Raw genomic sequence first — 18013 nt, forward strand, 5'->3', positions numbered from 1 at the left:
CGTTGCCACGGCCGCGCTCGTATGATCTGATAATAAAAAAATCATACGAGGGGGCGGAGATGATTGGCCGGCGAGTTGGCGAAGTTTCGGCATTGGCCCTGGCGGTCGCCCTTTTCGGCGCCGCCGCCATCGCCCAGGAGGCTCTCCCGGACATAGACGTCGGCGCGCCCATCGCGGCCGCGACGCCGGCGGCGGCCGCCGCGCGCTCGGATGAAGCGCAAAAGGCGAAGGTGAGGATCGAGGCGGCCAGCGAGACCGTCTTCAGCGGCCAGCAGGTCAACGCCGTTCCCTTCGCGCGTCCGGGCGAGGCGCTCGAGATCGTCCCCGGCCTCTCGGTCACGCAGCACAGCGGCGAGGGCAAGGCGAACCAATATTTTCTGCGCGGCTTCCAGCTCGACCACGGCACCGATTTCTCGCTGACGCTGGACGGAATGCCGATCAACATGCGCACCCATGGCCACGGCCAGGGCTATGCGGACGCCAATTTTCTGATCCCGGAGCTGCTCTCCTCCGTCGTCGGCCGCAAAGGCCCCTATTACGCCGACAAGGGCGATTTCTCGTCGGCCGGCGCGGTCGATATGCAGTATATCGACAAGCTCGATCGCGGCTTCTTCCGGGCGACGGGCGGCAGCTTCGCCTATGGCCGCCTGCTCGGGGCCAAGAGCTTCGAGGTGAATGGCGGCAATCTGCTGACCGCCATCGAATCCAGCATCTATAACGGCCCTTGGACGCGGCCGGACGAGATGCGCAAGATCAATTCGGTGCTGCGCTGGTCGCGCGGCACGCAGGAGGACGGCCTCTCGATCACGGCCATGGCCTACGCCAATCGCTGGTTCTCCACCGACCAGATTCCCTCGCGCGCCGTCTATGGCGGCGTCCTTCCGCTGTGGGGCAATATCGACAGCACCGATGGCGGCGACGCCTCGCGCTTCAGCCTATCGGCGCGCTGGAGCCAGACGGAGGGCGCGCATTCCTCGCGCGTGGAAGCCTACGCCATCCGCTCGACGCTCGATCTCTACAACAACTTCACCTATTTCCTCTCGCATCCCGACGTCGGCGACCAGTTCCGCCAGTTCGACCGGCGCACAGTGCTCGGCGTCAACGCGCAGCACGCCTATAAATACGAGCTCGCCGGCCTGCCGATCGAATCGCGCATCGGCCTCGAGAGCCGCTACGACAATATTCGTCTCGGCCTTCAGGACAGCTGGCGGCGCCAGCCCTATGACACCATAACCAACAGCCATGTGGCGGAAGGCAGCGTCGGCCTTTGGACCGACACCACGGTCCGCTTCACGCCCTGGCTGCGCGCCACCGGCGGCGTGCGCTTCGACTATTTCGCCGCCAGCGTCGGCAGCCTCCAGGATCCGCTCTCCGCGCCCAAGGACGAGAATGGCGCTCCGATCTGGACCGGCCCTTGGAACAGCGGCTCCAAATCGGCGACGATGGGCAGCCCGAAGGTCGGCGTCGTTATCGGCCCCTTCGAGCAGACCGAGCTCTTCCTCAATTTCGGCGAGGGGCTGCATTCGACCGACGTTCGCGGAACCGTGACCCGGCTGAGCCCGGCCGACGGCTCCGGCGTGGCGACCATTCCCCTGCTGGTGAAGCAGCGCGGCGCCGAGATCGGCGTGCGGACCACGCGCCTGCTCGAGGGGCTCGAATCCTCGGTCGCCTTCTGGTGGCTGAACAATGATTCGGAAAATCAATTCGAGGGCGACTCCGGCAGCACGGCCTTCGGCCGGCCGAGCCGGCGCTATGGCGTGGAGATCATCAACCACTACACGCCCGCCTCCTGGCTGCGCATGGAGGGCAGCGTGTCGCTGTCCCATGCGCGCTTCCGCGGCGTCGACCAGCAGCAGGCGCTGGCCTGGATCGATCTTCTGTCGCCTGACGCGATCGGATACGGAACCTATGTCGGCAACGCCCCCGGCAATTACATTCCCGATTCGCCCAACATCGTCGCCATGGGCCAGATCGAGGTGGGCGAGGCGACCGGCCCCTTCGCGGCGCTGCGCTATCGCTATCTCGGCGAGCGCCCGCTGACCGAGGACGGCGCCTTCAAATCGCCAGCGACCGGAACGCTCAATCTGCGCGCCGGCTATCGCTTCGACAATGGCTGGAGCATTCAGGCCGACGCTTTCAACGTCACCAATTCGCGCTCCGACATGATCACCTATGGCTATGGATCGCTGATCCCCTCCGATCCGCTCTATGGCCTGTGCAAGGCCGGCGTCGCGCCGGGGAGTGTCTGCGGCGTCGGCGTCATGGGCCGTCATTTCAAGCCGATGGAGCCGCCGGCCGTGCGCGTGTCGATCACCGGCCCGCTGCCCTTCTGAGTTCTCGTCGCATCCGTTTCATGCATCGATCTGGCGCCCCGCGAAAAGCTCGGCTAGGCTGAGCGTTTCGCGGGGCGCGGGCTTTTCCTTCGTCGATGCGATTCCTTATCTAAGGCGCGTGATTTTTTCGGCGCGCCGAGCTCTTTGCGAAAGAGACGATTATGACCGCGACCAAGCCCGAGAAGAAAAAGCTCGTCATCTTTTGCGACGGCACATGGAACGAGCCGACCAAGCGCGGCACCAATGTCGTCCGCATGCTCCAAGGCACGGATTTCGCCGACTCCGACGGCAATCCGCAGCTCACCCATTATATCGCCGGCGTCGGCACGCGGAAGGACGAGAAAGTCGTCGGCGGCGCATTCGGCTTCGGCATTTCCGAAAACATAAAGGACGCCTACGCCTTCATCGTCAGCAATTACGAGCCAGGCGACGATATTTATCTCTTCGGCTTCAGCCGCGGCGCGTATACGGCGCGCAGCATCGCCGGGCTCATTCACAATCTCGGCGTGCTGCAGCGTTGGAATCTGCCGCTCGTCTCCATCGCCTATGACCATTACAAGGACAGGGCCGCGGAATGGCGCCCGGGCGGCGCCTCCGCGCAGACATTCCGCGACGAGAATTGCCATCCCTATCCGGCCAAGATCAAATTCCTCGGCGTATGGGACACGGTCGGCGCGCTCGGCGCGCCCTATGGCGAAATTATCGGCCGGCTCATCGACAAATTCTTCCACACGAGCTTTCACGATGTGACGCTGAGCACGAGCGTCGATTCCGCCTATCACGCGCTGGCGGCGGACGAGCGCCGCTGGCCCTTCCGGCCGACGCCGATCGCGCTCACCGACTATCACCGCGAGCGCAATGCGGCGAGCAGCAACCCGCTCTATGCGCAGCGCTGGTTTCCGGGCGTGCACTCCAATGTCGGCGGCGGCTATGAGGAGCACGGCCTTTCCGACTATGCGCTGGTGTGGATGGCCGAGCGCGCCGCGGAGAATGGCCTGAAGCTTTTGAATTTCGCCAATGTGAAGCTCTCCTTCACCCGGCCTTTCGCACCCGATCCGGCCGAGAAGATTCAGAACAGCCAGACATTCCTCTATCGTCTGGCGACCGTGCTGCTGGTGAAGCTGCCGGCGACGCTCGGCCTGCCCTCCGTCTATCCGCTCGAGGATCAGCGCCTCGCCAAATATGTGACCTGGAGCGGCGATTACATCCGCCCCATCGATTCCAGCGAGGATTTCGCCCCCGTGCGCGAGAAAGCGGAGATCGACCCCGCCTATCGGCCGAAGCAGCTGGCCGCTCTCCCCGGCGCAAAGGAGCCAGAGGAGGAGAAAGTGCGCGAGCCGGCGTGAGGAGCGCTCGGCGCTTCGACGGAATGATCGATTTGCCCTGGCCTAGCGCTGGCCGAAGCACTTCGTATATACGATCGCATTCCATGTCGAACGCGCCGCCGATCCCGTGTGGTTAGCGGGCAAAAGGCCCATTCGGCGCGCGCCGAATGCGCCGACAATGCTACTAGTGGCCTGCGTCATTCGATCCGACGATCGAAAGGCCCCCTCCCTCACCCTCCCCCGCTTCGCAGGAGAGGGAGGCGGCGCCGATTCGCGAGACATGGATGACGCGCCGACTCTGCCCCCTCTCCCGCGAAGCGGGGGAGGGCTGGGGAGGGGGCGCGAGCAGCTTCGCTCGATCGACGAGGGCCATAACAGACACGATGCGATACCCACCCTCCTTCCTCGATGAAATTCGCGCCCGCGTGCCGGTCTCGGCCGTGGTGTCGAAGAAGGTCAAGCTCAAGAAGGCGGGACCCGAATGGCGGGGCCTCTCGCCCTTCCAGGCGGAGAAGACGCCCTCCTTCTATGTCAACGACAAGAAGGGCTTCTTTCACGACTTCTCCTCCGGCAAGCATGGGGACGGCTTCACCTTTCTGATGGAGACGGAGGGCCTCTCCTTTCCCGAGGCGGTTGAGCGGCTCGCTGGAATGGCCGGCCTGCCCATGCCGGTGGAGACGAAAGAGGCGCAGGAGGCGGAGCAGCGCCGCGGCTCGCTGACCGAGGTGCTGGAATGGGCGGCGCAATTCTTCGAGAAGCAGCTGCGCGGCCCCGCCGGCGCCGAGGCGCGCGCCTATCTCGCCCGCCGCGAGCTGGGTGAAAAGGAGCAGGCGCAATTTCGGCTCGGCTTCGGGCCGGGCGAACGCTATGCGCTGCGCGACCATCTCGCCGGCAAGGGCGCGAGCGTCGAGACGATGATCGAGGCCGGCCTGCTCATCCATGGCGAGGACATCGCCGTCCCCTATGATCGTTTCCGCAATCGGATCATGTTTCCGATCGCGGACCGCTCCGGCCGCGTCATCGCCTTCGGCGGGCGGGCGATGGAAAAGGACGCCAAGGCCAAATATCTCAACTCGCCGGAGACGCCGCTCTTCCACAAGGGCGCGACGCTCTACAATCTGCACAACGCCCGCAAGGCGGCGCATGAGGCGGGAAACATCATCGCCGTCGAGGGCTATGTCGACGTCATCGCCATGACCGCGGCCGGCTTTCCGCAGACGGTGGCGCCGCTGGGCACGGCGCTGACGGCCGAGCAATGCGGCCTGCTGTGGAACCACGCCGAGGAGCCGATTCTCTGCTTCGACGGCGACAAGGCCGGCCGCAACGCCGCCTTTCGGGCGATCGACACGGCTCTGCCGCTGATCGGACCCGGCCGCAGCCTGCGCTTCGTGCTGCTGCCGGACGGGCAGGACCCGGATGAGCTCTTGCGCGCCGCCGGCCCTTCCGCCTTGGCCACGGCCGTGGCCGCGGCGCGCCCGCTGGTCGATCTGATATGGGCGCGGGAGACGGAGGGCGTCCCGCTCGACACGCCCGAGCGGCGCGCCGCGCTCGAGCGCCGCCTCTCCGAGCTCGGCCGCGCCATCGCCGACGAGACCTTGCGCCGGCATTATCAGAAAGAATTTTCCGACCGCTGCGATTCGCTGTTCGGCCGCGTGCGCGGCCAATTTCAACGCCGGCCTGAAGGCCGCCGCTCCGGCCCGCCGCAGCGCTTCCGCCGCGACGCAGAGCCCATGCGCGGCCCGCTGACCATTGGCGCGGCGCTCGCCAATTCTCCGCTCTATCGCGGCACGAAGCCGGCCATCGCGCCGCGAGAAGCGCTCATTTTGCTGATTCTCCTGAATCACCCGGAGCTGCTCGCCGCCCATCTCGAGGCGGTGACGGCGCTGGACTTCGCCTCGGCGGAGGGCGAGAGACTGCGCGCCGTGCTGGTGCGGAGCCTCGCCGACGGGGCCGGCGGGCGCGAAGAATTCGCTCGCGCCGCCGCCGCCGCCGGGCTAGAAGCATTTTGCGAGAAATTGGCGGGAATGGGCGCCCATGCGACGCTGTGGAGCGTGCGCGCCGAGGCGGCCCCGGCCGACGCCGCCGAGAGCCTGCGCCAAGCTCTCGTCTTGCAACATCGCGTGCGCGCATTAGATAAAGAGCTGCGGAAAATCGAGGCGAGGTTGGCGATCGCGCCCAACGAGCAAGATTCCGCGAGATTAAGCGATATTCAGGCGCAATTGAACGCGCTCGATGGAACCGAAGCCGCTCTCGACGGGTTCGGTTCACAATCGGGCCGTTCGGCGAGAAGCCTTTGACCCGCAAGCCGATCGGACGACGAGCAAAAGCTCTACCGATTTGGTTAGGCGAAAGTTAAGCCCTGGCCGCGACTGTGGGCTCGGGCGAATCGGTAGGGTCCTCTGCGGGGTCCGCCGTCTTGTCATGCGGTCGACGCTGTGGTTTTTCGTTAAAATGCGGCGAGCGGAAAAGTGAACGATCCCGGCATGGCGCAGCCTTCGGCTCGGAATGGCGGCGTGGGGTGGGGCTTGGAGCGAAGAATGGCGAAAAAAGACGACGAGAAAGTCGAAAACGAGGGCGCGGTGGCGGTGGAAACCGCCGACGGTCCTCTGCTCGACCTCAACGACGCCGCCGTCAAGCGGATGATCAAGCTCGCCAAGAAGCGCGGCTTCGTCACTTATACCGAGCTGAACGCCGTTCTGCCGTCCGAGGAAGTCTCCTCCGACCAGATCGAGGACGTATACGCCATGCTGCAGGAGATGGGCATCACCGTCTCCGAGGGCGACGATCCCGACGACGCCGAGGGCGAGGAGCAGCAGGAGGAGGAGGAGGCCGAGGGCGGCGAGGTCGTCGAATCCGCGCGCTCCACCGCCGTCGCGACGCGCACCTCCGAGCCCGCCGACCGCACCGACGATCCCGTCCGCATGTATCTGCGCGAGATGGGCTCGGTCGAGCTCTTGTCGCGCGAGGGCGAGATCGCCATCGCCAAGCGCATCGAGGCCGGCCGCGAGGCGATGATCGCCGGTCTCTGCGAGAGCCCGCTGACCTTCCAGGCCATCATCATCTGGCGCGAGGAGCTGGAGGCCGGCAAGGTCCTGCTGCGCGACATCATCGATCTCGAGGCGACCTACGCCGGCCCCGAGGGCAAGAACGCCAAGCCGCCGGTCACGCCGTCCGATCTCGCGCCCGCCACCGCGCCGCGCTCGCCGCCGGCCGCGCTGGGCGAAGCCGGCGCGCCGCCGGAGGAGGCCTTCGAGGAGGAGGACGACCTCGAGAATTCCGTCTCGCTCTCCGCCATGGAGACCGAGCTGAAGCCCAAGGTTCTGGAAACTTTCGCCCGCGTCGCCGATGCGTACAAGAAGCTGCGCCGGCTGCAGGATCAGAATGTCGAGAACAAGCTCAAGAACGAGACTCTGACCCCGGCGCAGGACCGCAAATACAAGCAGCTCAAGAAAGAGATCGTCACCGATGTGAAGTCTCTCTCCTTGAACCAGAACCGTATCGAGGCGCTGGTCGAGCAGCTCTACGACATCAACAAGCGCCTCATCGGCTATGAGACCAAGCTGCTGCGTCTCGCCGACGCGCAGGGCGTCGCGCGCGAGGACTTCATCGACAAGTTCCAGGGCTCGGAGCTCGATCCCAAATGGATCATGCGCGTCTCCAAGCTCGGCTCGCGCGGCTGGAAGGAATTCGTCGCCAACGAGAAAGACCGGATCAAGGAGCTGCGCGGCGAGATTCACGCGCTGGCCACCGAGACGGGCCTCGAGATCGCCGAGTTCCGCAAGATCGTCCATATGGTTCAAAAGGGCGAGCGCGAGGCCCGGCAGGCCAAGAAGGAGATGGTCGAGGCCAATCTGCGCCTCGTGATCTCCATCGCCAAGAAATACACCAATCGCGGCCTGCAGTTCCTGGACCTCATCCAGGAAGGCAATATCGGCCTGATGAAGGCGGTCGATAAGTTCGAATATCGTCGCGGCTATAAATTCTCGACCTACGCCACCTGGTGGATTCGTCAGGCGATCACCCGCTCCATCGCGGATCAGGCGCGCACGATCCGCATTCCGGTGCATATGATCGAGACGATCAACAAGATCGTGCGCACCTCGCGCCAGATGCTGCACGAGATCGGCCGCGAGCCGACGCCGGAGGAATTGTCCGAGAAGCTCGCCATGCCGCTGGAGAAAGTGCGCAAGGTGCTGAAGATCGCCAAGGAGCCGATCAGCCTCGAGACGCCGATCGGCGACGAGGAGGATTCGCATCTCGGCGACTTCATAGAGGACAAGAACGCCATTCTGCCGATCGAGGCGGCGATCCAGTCCAACCTCCGCGAGACGACGACGCGCGTGCTGGCCTCCCTCACCCCGCGCGAGGAGCGCGTGCTGCGCATGCGCTTCGGCATCGGCATGAACACCGACCATACGCTCGAGGAGGTCGGCCAGCAGTTCTCGGTGACGCGCGAGCGCATCCGCCAGATCGAGGCGAAGGCGCTGCGTAAGCTGAAGCACCCGAGCCGGTCGCGGAAGCTGCGGAGCTTCTTGGACAATTGAGCTATTGGCGATGCCGACGATCGCTTCGTTCTACGGCATCGCCATTCGAATGTACCTCAAAGATCATGCTCCGCCGCATTTCCATGCGATCTATGGCGACCACGAAGCGCAGGTCGCCATCGGAACCGGGGATATATTGAAAGGCGAATTACCCGCGACGGCCTTGCGGCTCGTCCGGGAGTGGGCGAAACTCAATCGAGAGGCGCTCGAGGCGAACTGGCGTCGCCGCGAGACGGGCTTGCCTTTGGAGCAGATCGATGGGCTCGATGCTGAATAAGGTCGTTCAGATCGCGGCAGTCGGCCATTACTGCATCGCTGTCCGTTTTCAGGACGGCGCCTCGGGCCTTCACGACTGCTCCTCGCTCCTTCGGGAGGAAGGTCCGATGGCGATTCCGTTTCGTGATCCCGATTTTTTTGCGAAGGTCCGGCTCGAGGACGGCGCGCCGACATGGCCGAACGGCTACGATATGTGCCCGGATTGGCTGCGGATGGAAATGGAAGCCGTCGACGAATTGTCGGGGCCGCTCGCGGCGGAATAATCCGTCGCCGCCTTAAGCGACAACAGTCGGCGCCTTCGTATTCATGGATGAACCAGTCTCCCGAGGACGGCTTTCCGAAGGACGCAAGCGCCGCGGCGTCGTCTACACGCCTGCTCCCATCGCCCGTTTTCTCGTCGCCCGAACCATTGCGCTGTCGCTCGACGAGCGGCGCGCGGCTCTCCTCGCGCGGCATGGCGGATGCGAGACGCCTGCCTTTTGGCGCGCATGGCTCGACGCGCTGTGGTCCTTCAAGATCATCGATCCCGCCTGCGGCGACGGCGCGCTTCTCGACGCCGCCTTCGACGAAATGGCGCGACGCTATAAGGAGATTGCGCTCGGCGCGATGATCGCGCTCGATGCCGCGCGCGAGACGATCGCCAATAATCTCTTCGGCATGGACATAGATGCGCGCGCGGTGGAGGCCGCACGCCGCGCGCTGTGGAGCCGATGTCCGAAGATCACCACGACGAGCGAGCCTGAAGGCTCGCGGTCCGAGGCGGCGACTGACGACAATTTGCGCGTCGGCGACAGCCTCATCGACGATAGTGCGGCGCGTGGCGGCTTCGATATCGTCATCGGCAATCCGCCCTATGTGCGGATGGAATATCTCAAAGCGGCGAAACCCTATCTCGCGAAACATTACGCCGTCGCCGCCGAGCGCGCCGATCTCTACGCCTATTTCTTCGAGAAGGGCGTGCGATTGCTGAGAGAGGGCGGACGGCTGGGCTTCATCTCCTCGTCGAGCTTCTTTCGCACCGGCGCCGGCGAGAGCCTGCGCCGCTTCCTCGCCGGGAATGCGACGATCGAAAGCGTCGTCGATTTCGGCGATGTGCGCGTCTTCGGCGATGTCGTCACCTATCCGGCGATCGTGACGCTGAAGAAGAGCGCAGACCGCGGCGATCTCTCCTTTCTGCTGTTGAAGGATCGCGCGCCGAAGGACCTCGAGGCGGTGTTCGCGGAGAATGCGCGGCCCATGCCGCAGGCGCGGCTCGGCGCCGCCTTCTGGCGCTTCGAGGAGGAGGCGCTGGCGCGTCTGCGCGACAAGATCGCGCAAGGCCGCAAGACGCTGCGAGAGACCTATGGCGCGCCGCTCTGGGGGATCAAGACGGGGCTCAACGACGCTTTCGTCATCGACGACGCGACGCGCGACGCGCTCGTCGCCGCCGATCCGCGCAGCGCCGAGATTTTGAAGCCCTATTGTCGCGGTGGAAGCATCGGACGCTGGCGCGCCGCGAGCGAGGACAGGCTCGTCGATGCGCCGAAAGGCGCTTTCGACATCGCCGAATATCCGGCCGTGGCGGCATGGCTCGCGCCGCTGCGCGAGCGGCTGGAGCGCCGCGCCACGCGACAAAAATGGTTCGAGCTGCAACAGGCGCAGCTCGCCTATCGCGCCGGCTTCGCGGCGCCCAAGATCGTGTTTCCAGATATTTCACAGGGGCCGAAATTCGCGCTCGACGAAAGCGGCGGCCTCATCGACGCGACCTGCTTCTGCCTGCCTTGCGCCGATCTCGCTCTGCTCGCCTTTCTCAATTCGCGGCTCTGCTGGTTCGTGCTGCATTCCGTCTCCAATCCGCTGCGCGGCGGCAAATGGCGGCTGCGGCTGAAGGCGCAATATTTGGAGCCGCTGCCGCTGCCCGATCTCGCCTCCCCTGTCGCAGAACGGCTCGCGGCGCTGGCGCGCGCCAATTGCGTCGCAGCCGCCGAGCCCGACGCGGCCGGGCGCCTCGCCGCCGAGATCGAGAGCCGGGAAAGGGAGATCGATGCGTTGATCTACGATCTCTTCGGCCTGTCGGCGGCGGAGGCGGAATTGCTGGAGGCCACGCTCGCCGACCAATATTGACACGCGAAATCCCGCCCGGATTGCGCTATATTGCGCTGCATGAACCCGCATCTGCGCCCGATCGGCCTTCCGCTCGAGACTCAGGCCGCCGAGGGACTCCCCCGGCGCTGCTGGAGCGTGGCGGAAATCGAGGAGATGCTCCGCGCCGGCATTATCGATGAAGACGAGCGGTTCGAGCTGATCGGCGGGGAGGTCGTGCCAATGTCGCCCAGGGGCGCCCGACACGAATGGGTGAAGATCGCGGTTAATCGCTTCCTTATCAAGGCAGCGCCCTCACATCTCGAGGTCGCCCCGGAAACGACGCTACGCCTCGATGCGCGCACCTTCGTCGAGCCCGATTTCTGCGTCTTCCCACGTGGCCTCCCGCTGACGGCCCTCGATGGGCCAGCGGTGTTGCTGGCGATCGAGGTCGCCGATTCGAGCCTCGCCTATGACAAGGGCCGCAAGATTAGCGTCTATGCGGCGTTCGGCGTGCGCGAGGTCTGGGTCGTCGACGCCGTTCGGGCCGTGACCTTCATCCATCGCCGGCTGGGCGCGGCGGGCTATGCCGAGATCGTCGAGCTCGCCGGCGCCGCGCGCCTCGAGCCCATGCTCGCGCCCGAGCTCGCCTTCAGCCTCGCCGAGCTCGGCGTGACGCCCGGCGCGGAAAAGCAGTGATCCCATGACGCCGACGACGATCGCCCGGCCTTCGACGACCACCGCGCTGCTGCGCGGCTTTTTGCGCAAATGCCCGCGTTGCGGGTCCGGCGCGCTCTTCGACGGCTATCTGAAGCGCGCCGACGCCTGCCCGCATTGCGCGGAGAGCTTCATCGGCGTCGACGCCGACGATGGCCCGGCCTGGCTCACCATCGGCGTCGTCGCCCATATCATCGTTCCGCTGCTGATCTTTCTGGAGACGCGCGCAACGCTGTCCTACGGCGCGGAGGCGGCGCTGGTGCTGTCCGCGACCATCGTCTCCACCCTGCTGCTGCTGCCGCTCTGCAAAGGATTCTTCATCGCGGCGGTGTGGTCGCTGTCGAAGAAGACGGACTGACGCGGGGCCGCGCGAAAGACGTTGAAGGCGAGGATCGCCGTCGCTGCGAAAGTCATGACCGAGCCGGCGATCGTCACCGGCTCGCCCCAGGCGAGACCGCGCAGGACAGCGGCAATTCCCGGGGCCATCAGCGACAGGCCGACGACGGCGAGGCAAAGATGCGCGACGGCGAGCCGCGCCGCGCGCTCTGGATGCGCCTCATAGAACAGGCCCGCCAGAAACATCGCGACCCAGCCGACGAGATTTATATGCGCATGCACGGGGGCGAGAGCGAAATCATGCGCCGCGCCCATGTGCAATCCGAGCGCCGTGCCGATGAGCGCGAAAATCATTCCAAAACGTAGAAACCAAGCGGAGATCATTTTTCGTCCTTTCATTTCATGAGCGAGCGCGACGCCCGCTCACGCTCCTACGGCGTTGCGCAGCGGCGCCCGCGCGGCGCGGATCATCGCTTCGACCTCATCGGCGACGCGCGCGGCGCCGCCACCCTCTTCCGCGATCGCCCGCGCGAGCTTTTGCGCATTGCGGGCGAAGCTCGGCTCATCCAGCAGCCGGCGGATGGCGGCGGCGATCTCGGCCGCGCTCGCCTCGCGCGGCAGCCGAATGCCGGCGCCGTGATATTCGACGCGCGCAGCGTTTTCGCCCTGGTCGCGGCCCATGGGCAGAACGAGGACCGGCGCGCCGGCGCGAAGCGCGCGCAGAGTGGTGCCATGGCCGCCATGGGTGACGACGCAGGCGGCGCGCCGGATGATGTCGTCATGCGAGCCGCTGTCGAGAATCTCGACATTGGGCGGCGCGGGAAGCGAACGCCCTGTGAGCGCGGCGCCGAGCGTCACCACGCCGCGAACGGGAAGCGCGCCGAGCGCCTCGATCGCCGCGGCGAGCGTGGCCTCCTGCTTCTGATAGGTCGTGCTGAAGGAAACGAGCACGGTCGGCCGGCCATCGAAATTCGGCGCAGCGCCTTGGACCGCCCATCCCGGCTGCTCGAGCAGCGGCCCGACATAGCGCACATGCGGCGGCAGCTCGTCGACGGGAAAATCGAAAGCCTTGGCCGTGCAGAGCAGCAGCAGATCGGCGCGGAACTGATCGAGCGTCCGGGTCAGCGGCGGCAGGCCGAAACGGGCGCGTGCGGCGTTGATCTGCGGCAGGAAGCCGTCGAACATCGCGTCGACCATGACGGCGACCTCACGATCACGGCGGCGCTCATCGTCATTGGCGGCAGGGAAGAAGCCCGGCCCGAAAGGCGGATGACCGGGCAATGGGACGAGGCTGACATTGAACGCGAGCAGCGCATGGGGAAGGTCGAGCGCTTCGGCCGCGACCATTCCGCCGAACAGGAGATCGGAGCCGATGATGGCGTCGGTCGGCTCCGCCCGCGCGGCTTCCACGACATCTTCCGCATAGCGGAGCGCCGGGCCGAGAAAAATGGCCCGCGCCCAGGCGACGAAGCCGGAGAGATCGTCTGGCTGCTCCCAATCGCGCGCAAAGCAGCTCTGCGGCGAACGGTCGGGCCGGTTGGGCGCGCGCTTCCACCGCGCGACGCGGGCGCCGGCGGCGCGCGCTTGCGGCAATATGCTGTCGTCGCCGATGAAGCGCACGTCATGTCCCCGCGCGGAAAGCGCTCGGATCACGGCGATCGTCGGCGGGACATTGCCGCCGCCCTCCCAGCCGAGCACGAGCAGACGGGATCTGTCGGTTCGCGAGGTCATATATCCATCACTCCTCAATGCAGAATTTCAGCAATCATCGCGGACATCAGCCGCACGGTTTCGTCGACCGAATGCCCCTGCGTTCGTCGAAACAGGAACCAGCTCCAAACGTCGGTCGCGACGAGCAGATGTGAGAGGCGCGTGAGGCGCTCGCCCTCGGGAAAAGCAGCGAGGCGCGGCGCGAATGTCTGCTCGACCCAGCGCCGATGGCCTGTTCGGCCGATCTCGAGCGTCGCGGCGATCTCCGGGATGCGCCCTTCGAGCGACAGCAGACGCAGCACCATCTCGCCGGCCGTTTCGTAATCGGCCACCACTGTCGCGGCCGCGCCGGCGAGATCGCCGGGCTTTGTGGCGGCGCGGCGCGTCTCGATCTCATTGCCGATCTGGCGGGTGAAGGCGGCGAGCAGACCGGCCTTGCCGCCGAAACGGCGGATGACGGTCTGCCGCGTCGAGCCGGCGCGCTGCGCCACATCGTCGAGCGTGATCTCATCGTACCAGCGCTCTTCCAATAGAGAGCGAAAGGCCGCGAGAATTGCCTCCTCGGTCTCGAGAGAGGCGGCGGCGCGCGCCGTTTGGACATAGCTTCGCTTGCTCGTCAATTTCATGATACAGTTAGTATCACGAAATTTCCGCAAGCGTCAACGGGCTCCCGAGACGCCTCTGGTCGAAATGAATCCGAACGAGATCTGACTGTCGAAAGCGAGCGGCCTATTTGTCGGCGCGGGGCTCGGGCTCGCGCGGCTCCAGCGGATGGCCGGCGGCGGCCCAGCCATCCGTGCCCTGCGAGAACCAGGACACGTTGGAATAGCCGAGCGCGAGCGCGCGCTTGGCGGCGTTCCACGACATCCAGCAATCGGCGAGACAGTAGAAGACCAGCGGGCGGCTCTGGTCTTTCGCGGTCACGCGCGCGAGGCCGCTTTCGAAATAGCGGAGCGAGGCATCCGGCAATTCGCCATAGCCGGTCTCGGGAAGCCAGACGCTGCCCGGAATGTCGAAACGCGGCTTGTCACGCCAGACGGCCTCGGGCGGCAGGCCGGCGGGCCTAGGCGGGCGCGGCAGGACATCGACGAAGACAGCGGCTTTGTCGCGCCATAGGGCGAAGGCCTGCTGCGTGTCGATCACACGGGCGCCGCGCAGAGTGGCGGGCACGGCGGCGCGAAAATCGGAGAGGCGATAGCCCTCCGGCTCGGGAACGGTCTCGGCGGCGGCGGGCGCCGACACGAGAAAGACAAGGCCGAGCGCGAGGCCGAGCCAGCGCGTCATGGCGTGGACGCGGTGGGCGCCGGCGCGATCGGCGCGTCGGATTCGTCGATCAGCGGCACGCCGAAATCGGCGAGCAATCGGTCGATCTCGTTCTGATTCTGGGCGATGATACGATTGAGCTCGCGCTTCCACTCCTGATCGGAATGGCGAACGCCCATGGCGATGCGGAAGCTCATGCGCGCGCCCTTGTCCCCGCTGAGCAAGGCCAGCTTCAGCCGGCCGCCGGATTTTTTCGCATGATAGCCGGCGAAAGGCCCCCAGAGAATCGCGACGTCGATCGCGCCGCTCTCGAGATCGCGGATCATATCGGCGCCGGGCGCGTCGACGCGGGTGTCGACGACCAGCGGATAGGGCTTCACCGCCGCGAGCAGCCGATGGCGGGCCAGGAGATTGCCGGGCGGCGTGTTGGCGACGAGGCCGATGCGCTTATTCTGGGCGAGGCGCGGATCGGCGAGCGACGTCAGCCCCTCGAGATCGGAGCCGGCGCGATAGACCACCGCATAGGAGGTCCGATAATAGGGATTGGTGGGCTGAACGAGATCGTCGCCCTGCGGCATTCCCATCACCACATCGCACAAATGCGCATTGAGCGTGTTGCGGATGAAGCCGGTCGCGCCCGGATAATAGGAATAGGCGATATCCTTGCCGAGCTTCTTGGCCAGGAACTCCGCGAGCTTGTTCTCGAACCCCTCTCCGGCGCTGTTGGAAAAGGGAAGATTGCTCGGATCGGCGCAGACGCGCAGAACCTTGGGGTCGATCAGCTCGATCGAGCCGCGCGCGTCATCGACGCTCCCCTGGGGACGCGCCACGAGACCGGGCGATTGGGAATAGGCGGGCGCCGTCGCGAGCAGGCCCGCGACGGCGACCAGGGAAAATATGAGACGACGCGACATGACGAGCCCTCGGCCGGTTTCGCCGCCAGCCGGCGCGCGAAGCCTCGACTGACGCTCGATCACTATTTGGCGCTCATGCACTTCGCTTCGGCCTCGGCGAAAGCCGGCGGCTTCTCTGCCTTCTTCTCCGGACGGCCGCGGCCGACCGCCTCGGTCGAACGGGCGCGGAGATAGATGTAGAGGTCGTCGATATAGCACATGGCGTTCTTATTGTCGGCGAAAGCCGGCATGACGCTGTCATTGCCCGCCTGCTTGTTCTCGCGGCCGCCGACGACGATGCCGTAGAACTCCTCGTAATTGAAGTTCTTGACCGAATTCTTCAGCGCCGGCGCATAGGTCGAGCCCTCGGCGTTGGGGCCGTGGCAGACGTGGCATTCGGCGTGATAGCGGCGATAGCCGGAGAAAGTGTACCAATCGACCGTGCCGTCCGCCTGCACCTTATAGGTCGGCTTGCTCTGCGAGTCGAACCACTTGCCGTCCACTTCCTTGACCGCGGTCGGGTCTCCCGGCGCTTCGGCGCGCACGGTCGTTCCAACACCCATGAAGACGCTCAGGGCAACGGCCCCGACGAGCGGCAGTCTCATTACTCCATCCTCCAGCAGTTTCCATCCACACAAACAAGGCGCTCGGCGCGCGCCAGGAGCGTTCGCCGAGCGCTGATCTTTTTATTGGCCGTATCAGTTCGCCGGAGCGACGATCGGCAGAGCGTAGTCGGGCAGCGCGAAGACGGTCAGCACGCCGCCGAGAGCGGTGTAATCGGACAGCGCCTTATAGCCGCCGACCGCGCCGAGGCCTTCGTTGCTCTTGGACAGGCCGGCCGCGAGACCGATGCCGGCCCAGCCGCCGACGCCGGACAGAACCGCGACATACTGCTTGCCCTTGTGCTCATAGGTGATCACGTTGCCGATGATGCCCGACGGAGTCTTGTATTTGTAGAGCTCCTTGCCGGTCTTCAGGTCGACCGCCTTCAGATAGCCCTCGAGCGTGCCGTAGAAGGCGAGACCGCCGGAGGTCGTGACCGCACCGGACCAGACCGAGAACTGCTCCTTGTTGGACCAGACGATCTTGCCGACGCGGGCGTCCCAAGCGATGAAATTGCCCATGTGGCTGTCGCCGGGCGGCGGGAACATCTCCAGCGTCGCGCCGACATAAGGCTGACCCGCGGTGTAGCTGACGCGGAAGGGCTCATAGTCCATGCAGACGTGGTTGGTCGGCACATAGAACAGGCCGGTGTCCGGATTGAAGGACGCGGGCTGCATGTCCTTGGAGCCGAGAGCCGCCGGGCAGACGCCCTTGGTGTTCACGTCCTCGCCGTTCTGCTGCGTCGAATATTTCGAGACGACGAGCGGACGGCCATAGGTCGGCGAGTTCTTGTCCTGATCGACCTTGGTCGCCCAATTGACAGCCGGATCATACTTCTCGGCGACGAGGAGCTCCCCGGTGACGCGATCGAGCGTGTAGCCGAAGCCGTTACGATCGAAGTGGACGGCGGTCTTGCGGGCCACGCCGCCGATCGTCTGATCGGCGAGGATCACCTCGTTGATGCCGTCATAGTCCCACTCGTCGTGGGGAGTCATCTGATAGACCCACTTGGCGACGCCGGTGTTGAGGTCGCGCGCCCAAAGGGTCATGGACCAGCGATTGTCGCCGGGACGCTGCGCGGGGTTCCAGGTCGAGGGGTTGCCCGAGCCGTAGTAGATCAGGTTCAGATCCGGGTCATAGGAATACCAGCCCCAAGTGGTGCCGCCGCCGATCTGCCACTGATCGCCTTCCCAGGTCTTCAGAGACGAATCCTTGCCGACCGGCTTGCCGAGATGGGTGGTCTTCTCGGGGTCGAGCAGAACCTCGGAGTCCGGACCTTCCGAATAGCCGCGCCAGGCGAGGCTGCCGTCCTTGATGTTGTAGGCGGTGATGCTGCCGCGCACGCCGAACTCGCCGCCGGCGATGCCGACGAGGACCTTGTCCTTGAAGACGTGCGGAGCGGCGGTCGAGGTGGCGCCCTTCGACGGATCGCCGTTCTTCACCGACCAGATGAGCTTGCCGGTCTTGGCGTCGAGAGCGACGAGAGTGGTGTCGGCCTGGGCCAGGAAGATCTTGCCGTCGCCATAGGCGAGGCCGCGATTCACCGTGTCGCAGCACATGACCGGAACGACGCTCGGATCCTGCTTGGGCTCATACTTCCAGAGGATCTTGCCTTCGTTGTTGAGATCGAGGGCGTAGACGATGTTGGGGAACGGCGTATGCAGATACAGCACGTCGCCGAGAACGAGCGGCGCGCCTTCGTGGCCGCGCAGCACGCCGGTCGAGAAGCTCCAGGCGGGAGCCAGCTTGCCGACGTTCTCGGTGGTGATCTGCTTCAGCTTCGAGTAACGCAGATTGGCGTAGTCGCCGGTCGGCAAAACCCAATCCTTCGGATTCTTCTGGAGATCGAGCAGCTCGTCGGCGGCGTTCGCCACGCCGGCCCCGAACAGCGCGAGAATCCCCACCGAAGTCGACAACAACAGCTTATGCATGAGCTTTTCCTCCTGACGACG

The 18013-nt window shown here is 65.4% G+C and carries 15 protein-coding genes; 9 read left to right on the forward strand and 6 right to left on the reverse strand.

Features of this window, described 5'->3' with window-relative positions:
- The first annotated feature begins 59 nt into the window (after positions 1–59).
- The 9 genes from K369_RS17185 to K369_RS17225 all read left to right on the forward strand — a co-directional run bounded on the left by K369_RS17185 (position 60) and on the right by K369_RS17225 (position 11614).
- A complete protein-coding gene (locus tag K369_RS17185; RefSeq protein ID WP_036292738.1) occupies positions 60–2333 on the forward strand; it encodes a TonB-dependent receptor in 2274 nt (757 codons plus the stop codon).
- 161 nt (positions 2334–2494) lie between these two features.
- Complete coding sequence (locus K369_RS17190; RefSeq protein WP_036292741.1) at positions 2495–3679, forward strand: DUF2235 domain-containing protein; 1185 nt, start codon at positions 2495–2497, stop codon at positions 3677–3679.
- A gap of 362 nt (positions 3680–4041) precedes the next feature.
- Positions 4042–5955 carry a DNA primase gene (dnaG, locus tag K369_RS17195; RefSeq protein WP_036292743.1) on the forward strand — a complete coding sequence of 638 codons (1914 nt, stop codon included), beginning with the start codon at positions 4042–4044 and terminating at the stop codon, positions 5953–5955.
- A gap of 240 nt (positions 5956–6195) precedes the next feature.
- Positions 6196–8202, forward strand: a complete 2007-nt coding sequence (gene rpoD, locus K369_RS17200; RefSeq protein ID WP_018267794.1) for an RNA polymerase sigma factor RpoD — start codon at positions 6196–6198, stop codon at positions 8200–8202.
- Between the two features lie 10 nt (positions 8203–8212).
- Positions 8213–8479, forward strand: coding sequence for a DUF4160 domain-containing protein (locus tag K369_RS17205; protein ID WP_036295588.1), 267 nt, complete (start codon positions 8213–8215; stop codon positions 8477–8479).
- A complete protein-coding gene (locus K369_RS17210; protein WP_084570820.1) occupies positions 8469–8741 on the forward strand; it encodes a DUF2442 domain-containing protein in 273 nt (90 codons plus the stop codon). Before K369_RS17205 ends, K369_RS17210 begins: the two co-directional genes overlap by 11 nt.
- A gap of 43 nt (positions 8742–8784) precedes the next feature.
- The gene (locus K369_RS17215) at positions 8785–10581 is read left to right on the forward strand and encodes an Eco57I restriction-modification methylase domain-containing protein (protein ID WP_036292747.1); all 1797 of its coding nucleotides are present in this window, start codon (positions 8785–8787) and stop codon (positions 10579–10581) included.
- Between the two features lie 39 nt (positions 10582–10620).
- Positions 10621–11238, forward strand: coding sequence for a Uma2 family endonuclease (locus tag K369_RS17220; protein WP_036292749.1), 618 nt, complete (start codon positions 10621–10623; stop codon positions 11236–11238).
- 4 nt (positions 11239–11242) lie between these two features.
- Positions 11243–11614 (forward strand): DUF983 domain-containing protein, encoded by a 372-nt coding sequence (locus K369_RS17225; RefSeq protein ID WP_036292751.1) that lies wholly within the window; start codon positions 11243–11245, stop codon positions 11612–11614.
- A 401-nt stretch (positions 11615–12015) separates the two neighbouring features.
- Here the strand turns inward: K369_RS17225 and K369_RS17235 are convergent, their stop codons facing one another.
- The 6 genes from K369_RS17235 to xoxF5 all read right to left on the reverse strand — a co-directional run bounded on the left by K369_RS17235 (position 12016) and on the right by xoxF5 (position 17992).
- On the reverse strand, positions 12016–13323 hold the full coding sequence (locus K369_RS17235) for a glycosyltransferase (RefSeq protein WP_036292756.1): 1308 nt from the start codon (positions 13321–13323) through the stop codon (positions 12016–12018).
- Between the two features lie 14 nt (positions 13324–13337).
- Positions 13338–13928: a TetR/AcrR family transcriptional regulator gene (locus K369_RS17240; RefSeq protein ID WP_036292759.1), complete on the reverse strand. Its 591-nt coding sequence runs from the start codon at positions 13926–13928 to the stop codon at positions 13338–13340.
- A 103-nt stretch (positions 13929–14031) separates the two neighbouring features.
- Entirely contained in the window at positions 14032–14586 is a 555-nt protein-coding gene (locus tag K369_RS17245; RefSeq protein ID WP_036292761.1) for a PQQ-dependent catabolism-associated CXXCW motif protein, read from the reverse strand.
- Positions 14583–15479 carry a substrate-binding domain-containing protein gene (locus tag K369_RS17250; RefSeq protein WP_036295591.1) on the reverse strand — a complete coding sequence of 299 codons (897 nt, stop codon included), beginning with the start codon at positions 15477–15479 and terminating at the stop codon, positions 14583–14585. Before K369_RS17250 ends, K369_RS17245 begins: the two co-directional genes overlap by 4 nt.
- Before the next feature lie 62 nt (positions 15480–15541).
- Positions 15542–16021 carry a c-type cytochrome, methanol metabolism-related gene (locus tag K369_RS17255; protein WP_036292763.1) on the reverse strand — a complete coding sequence of 160 codons (480 nt, stop codon included), beginning with the start codon at positions 16019–16021 and terminating at the stop codon, positions 15542–15544.
- Positions 16022–16156: 135 nt separating this feature from the next.
- Complete coding sequence (gene xoxF5, locus K369_RS17260; RefSeq protein WP_036292765.1) at positions 16157–17992, reverse strand: lanthanide-dependent methanol dehydrogenase XoxF5; 1836 nt, start codon at positions 17990–17992, stop codon at positions 16157–16159.
- Positions 17993–18013 lie beyond the last annotated feature (21 nt).

Origin of the sequence: Methylosinus sp. PW1 (genome assembly GCF_000745215.1) — a bacterium.
In the GTDB taxonomy this organism is placed as follows: domain Bacteria; phylum Pseudomonadota; class Alphaproteobacteria; order Rhizobiales; family Beijerinckiaceae; genus Methylosinus.